This window comes from Bacteroidia bacterium (assembly GCA_025056095.1).
In the GTDB taxonomy this organism is placed as follows: Bacteria; Bacteroidota; Bacteroidia; order JANWVE01; family JANWVE01; genus JANWVE01.
In genome coordinates, this window is record JANWVW010000219.1 from 1 (window position 1) to 4,721 (window position 4,721).

The following is a 4,721-nucleotide window of genomic DNA, read 5'->3' on the forward strand; positions in this document are numbered from 1 at the left end:
GATACAAGATATCGTTTGTAAAATGGTCATATTCATCAAAAAGTAGGTAAATTTTTTCTGGATATGCATTTGACGCATAAGTCCTAAAAAAAGCGTTGATTATCTCCTCTGCATCAGTGTGATGGTAAATAAATTGCCTTTGTTCCTGTGTAAAAAGTTTGTATTTATCTGCAAATTCTCTTATTGCGTTGAGTACTGAAAAAGCAAATCCTTTTTTAGCTTTTTCTTTGGTACCGCTATCTATACCGCTGAAATCAAATCGGAGAATTCGGTAAGTGTTATGCAGCGGTGTGGGGTTCTTGCCAATGTAGTACTTACCAAAAAGTAGTTCAAATTTGTGTGCTTGATTGGTATCGTAGTAGTATTCCAAAACAGACAGCCACAAGCTTTTACCAAACTTGCGGGGACGTAAAAAAGCCACATTTCGCTCTTTATTCTGCTCTAACTTTTCTATGAATTGAGTTTTATCTACAAAAACGTACTCATCTTTGACCAATATCTCAAAATTGCTCACGCCATAAGGAAAAAACACTCTGTTCATTATGGCAAAAATACAATTTTCACTTTCATAAAGGAGAAGCATTACAGGTACTTGATTTTATTTGTATATTTGCAAAACTATGATATTCAATTTAGACATGATAAAGGAAGTGTATGCAAAGCTTCCTGCACGTGTAGATGCCGCCAGAAAAGTACTAGGCAGACCCATGACCTTAGCTGAAAAAATTTTATATGCACACTTAGCCTCACCTCTTGAGAAGCCTTTTACTCGCGGAAAAGATTACGCAGAGTTTAACCCCGACCGCGTAGCTATGCAGGATGCCACAGCCCAAATGGCACTCTTACAGTTCATGACCGCAGGGCGAAAGAAAGTAGCTGTTCCTTGTTCTGTGCATTGCGATCATCTTATCCAAGCTGAGGTAGGTGCAGCCCAAGACCTTGCCAAAGCAAACGAAGTCAACAAAGAAGTATATGATTTTTTAAGTTCCGTTTCTAATAAGTACGGCATTGATTTTTGGAAACCTGGAGCAGGAATCATCCACCAAGTCGTACTAGAAAATTACGCTTTTCCTGGTGGAATGATGATAGGTACAGATTCGCACACAGTAAATGCAGGCGGATTAGGAATGATTGCCATAGGAGTAGGTGGTGCTGATGCGGTAGATGTGATGGCAGGTATGCCTTGGGAACTTAAATTTCCTAAGCTAATTGCCATTAAACTCAAAGGTAAAATGAGTGGATGGACTTCTGCCAAAGATGTAATCCTATGGGTTGCAGGACAACTCACAGTAAAGGGAGGCACAGATGCTATCGTAGAATATATCGGTGAAGGAACAAGCACAATCTCCTGTACAGGTAAAGGCACTATTTGCAACATGGGCGCAGAAATTGGAGCTACTACTTCCATATTCCCTTATGATAACCGAATGGCAGACTATCTTAAAGCCACAGGGCGAGCAGAAGTAGCTCAAATGGCTGATGCCATAGCAGAATACCTTCGCCCAGACCCCGAAGTCCTCCAAAACCCTGAAAAATACTATGACCAAGTTTTAGAGTTAGACCTATCTCAACTAGAACCTCATATCAATGGACCTTTTACGCCTGACCTTGCTTGGCCCCTTTCTAAATTCGCCCAAGCAGTTAAAGATAACGGATATCCTGAAACCTTATCCGTAGGACTTATTGGTTCTTGTACCAACTCTTCTTATGAAGACATTACCCGCGCCGCTTCAATCGCTAAACAAGCCGTAGATAAAAAACTCAAGGCTAAAGCTGAATTTACCATCACTCCAGGTTCTGAACAAGTGCGCTATACCATTGAACGCGATGGGCTTTTGGATATCTTTACCCAAATGGGCGGAGTAGTGCTTGCGAATGCATGCGGACCTTGTATCGGTCAATGGAAACGTGCAGGTGCAGAAAAGAAAGAAAAAAATTCCATTATCACTTCGTTTAACCGTAATTTTGCAGGGCGCACAGATGGTAACCCCAACACACATGGCTTTGTCGCTTCCCCTGAAATTGTAACTGCTTTTGCAATTGCAGGCAAGCTTACCTTCAACCCCATGAAAGACAAACTCATTAACGAAGAAGGACAAGAAGTTATGTTAGATGAACCGCAAGGGCTAGAACTTCCTCCAAAAGGTTTTGAAGTCAAAGATAACGGTTACCAAGCTCCTGCGGAAGATGGCACAAATGTGCAAGTAATTATCAATCCTAACTCCGAAAGGCTTCAACTGCTCACTCCTTTTCCACCTAATACTAACGAACAGTTCCAAAACATGCGTTTATTGATTAAAGTAAAAGGAAAATGCACTACTGACCACATTTCTATGGCTGGACCTTGGCTAAAATATAGAGGACACTTGGATAACATTTCAAACAATTTGCTCATTGGTGCGATAAACTATTTTAACAATACAGCAAACAAAGTAAAAAATCAGCTCACAGGTCAGTATGAAGAAGTACCTAAGGTAGCTCGCCAATATAAAGCAAACAACATAGGTTGGGTAGTAGTCGGCGACGAGAATTATGGTGAAGGTTCATCAAGGGAACATGCTGCTATGGAACCTCGCCACTTAGGCGGAAAAGTGATATTAGTCCGTTCTTTTGCACGAATTCATGAAACTAACCTCAAAAAACAAGGTATGCTTGCTCTTACCTTTGCTAATCCTGCAGATTATGACAAAATTCAGGAAGATGATATACTTTCAATTTTGAATTTAGATGAATTTGCCCCTGGGGTAAATCTCAAAATAGAAATTAAGCATGCCGATGGCACAAAAGAGATTATAGAAGCTAAGCACAGCTACAATGCTCAACAAATAGAATGGTTTAGAGCAGGTAGTGCCTTGAACTTAATTAGCAAAAAAAGCTCTTAAATCCTATAGTTTGATGCCCCATCGGTCTGTACGGCTTGGTGGGGTTTTCATTTGGGCTTATTTTTGTTCTACGTGAAAAATAACTGTACAGAGGTTAAGTTTAAGTTTTAATTTTTAGTTTTTAATTTTTAATTTTTTGGGCGTGCCCTTGTGGGCGTTTCGCTGCGCTCATGCCCACAAGGTCGGCGTGCTACGGGCTACGCTATCGCTTCGGTGCTTCGCTTCGCTGCGCACCGTGCTGACGCACGCCCTTCGCATGCCTCACGCAAGGGATCTCTGAAAAAATCATTTCACTGCACTTTATGCAAAGTTTTAGCTTGTAAGTACTTGTACTTCAAGCTCAAACAAGGTAAAGACATAATTGCACAGGTAATTTGCGTGAGGGGCATGGAGCATGCCGTTAGGCAGTACGAAGCGTAGCGAAGTACCGAAGCGCACGCGTAGTGCGAAGTAGCCCGACCCGAGCGCAGCGAGGGACACGCCCAAAAAATGAAAATTAAAAAATATCCCGCGAATCCATTTTCATGCTCATTCAGTAATTACTACTTTGAAGTATTGAGTTTCTCTATCGTTATCTACTTTGAGAATATAGTTACCTGTTTGTATGTTACTCCATTGTATTTTAAGAGAATTATCACCCGCTTGAGTTTCATACGTTTGACTAAATATCGTTCTGCCCATCATATCCTGAACTGTTATGTTTAGCCTATCAGCTTGATAAGTGAAGTATGATAAATTCAATCCCTTGTCAAGAGTAGTAGGATTTGGATATACCGAAGCGAATACTTTGCTAGTATTGTGTAACGTAATTGTCTTAGTTTCCGTGTAATAGGTTTGCCCATTCTTATCTTGTATGCGAATGCGATAGTGCATAGGTACATTATATGATGGAGATTTGTCCGTAAATTGCATGATAGGTCTCTCTTCTAGCACAGCAAGGCTGCTAAATTCTTGATTTTGAATGCTTCTTTCTACTGTATAAGATTTAGCTGTACCAAACTCAAAACTGTTCCATTCTAGAGATACATATTTGTTCGAAATTCCATCTACTTTTAGGTCAATAGTATTTGTAGGCAATGGGCAAACTGGTGAAGTAGTACAAGACAAACAAGAACCTCCTGGATTAGTTCTAAAATATACTCCTGCGGCTACCCAGTTGTAGCAATCTCCAGCAGTATTTATTCCAAAACTAGAAGAAGTTTGTCCTGCAAAGTAGCTTGTGGATACTTCAATAAAGTCCCACCAAGTATTATCTGGTAGATAGGATGTGTAAGGTCCACCGTTTAAGCTATAAGTATTCCCGCTAAGCTGAAAATCACTCCCCATGATAAAAGCCATTCCAAATATACTGTTAGAGCAAACGGCGGGGATTATAGGAGTAAAATGCGTTGAAGGGTTTCCGAGTTCTATTAGTGCACCATCGTGAATAATCAGTCTTCCTACATAATTTTGGGAAGGATCACTATAGATAATCATCAGCGTAGCGCCATCAGTATCTTCCATCCAACCTGTGCTGCTGGCAGTAGGTAGGCCGCTAATTGTGTATGTACCGCTTCCTGTAATAAAAGAAGGCGGAATAGTAGCTCTATAACTAGAAGTAGCACTGTAGCCCCAGCACGTATTACTTCCTGTTCCTATTCTATTACCCACAAATACGCTTGTAACTCCCAGTGGGTTTTGAATAGTTACATTCATAGTAGCGGGGTTAGTGTTAGTAGATACACTCCACCATAAATATGCTGCTTCAATAGTAACTCCTGATGCTCCTACACAAGGCAAACCTGTAACATTGAAGGCAGCGGGTTGAGGTACTCCTGCTGGCCAGAAACGAGTTCCCAA

General features: G+C 40.8%; 4 protein-coding genes. 2 read left to right on the forward strand and 2 right to left on the reverse strand.

Features of this window, described 5'->3' with window-relative positions:
- On the reverse strand, nt 1–541 hold a 541-nt coding region (locus tag NZ519_12260), incomplete at its 3' end, for an AAA family ATPase (protein ID MCS7029527.1).
- 79 nt (nt 542–620) lie between these two features.
- On the opposite strand from NZ519_12260, the gene NZ519_12265 reads away from it, so the two are divergent.
- Both NZ519_12265 and NZ519_12270 read left to right on the forward strand, forming a co-directional pair.
- Nucleotides 621–2,882: an aconitate hydratase gene (locus NZ519_12265; GenBank protein ID MCS7029528.1), complete on the forward strand. Its 2,262-nt coding sequence runs from the start codon at nt 621–623 to the stop codon at nt 2,880–2,882.
- Nucleotides 2,883–3,032: 150 nt separating this feature from the next.
- Nucleotides 3,033–3,302, forward strand: coding sequence for a hypothetical protein (locus NZ519_12270; GenBank protein MCS7029529.1), 270 nt, complete (start codon nt 3,033–3,035; stop codon nt 3,300–3,302).
- A gap of 108 nt (nt 3,303–3,410) precedes the next feature.
- Here the strand turns inward: NZ519_12270 and NZ519_12275 are convergent.
- Nucleotides 3,411–4,721, reverse strand: a 1,311-nt coding sequence (locus tag NZ519_12275; GenBank protein MCS7029530.1) for a T9SS type A sorting domain-containing protein, incomplete at its 5' end; no start/stop codon positions are given.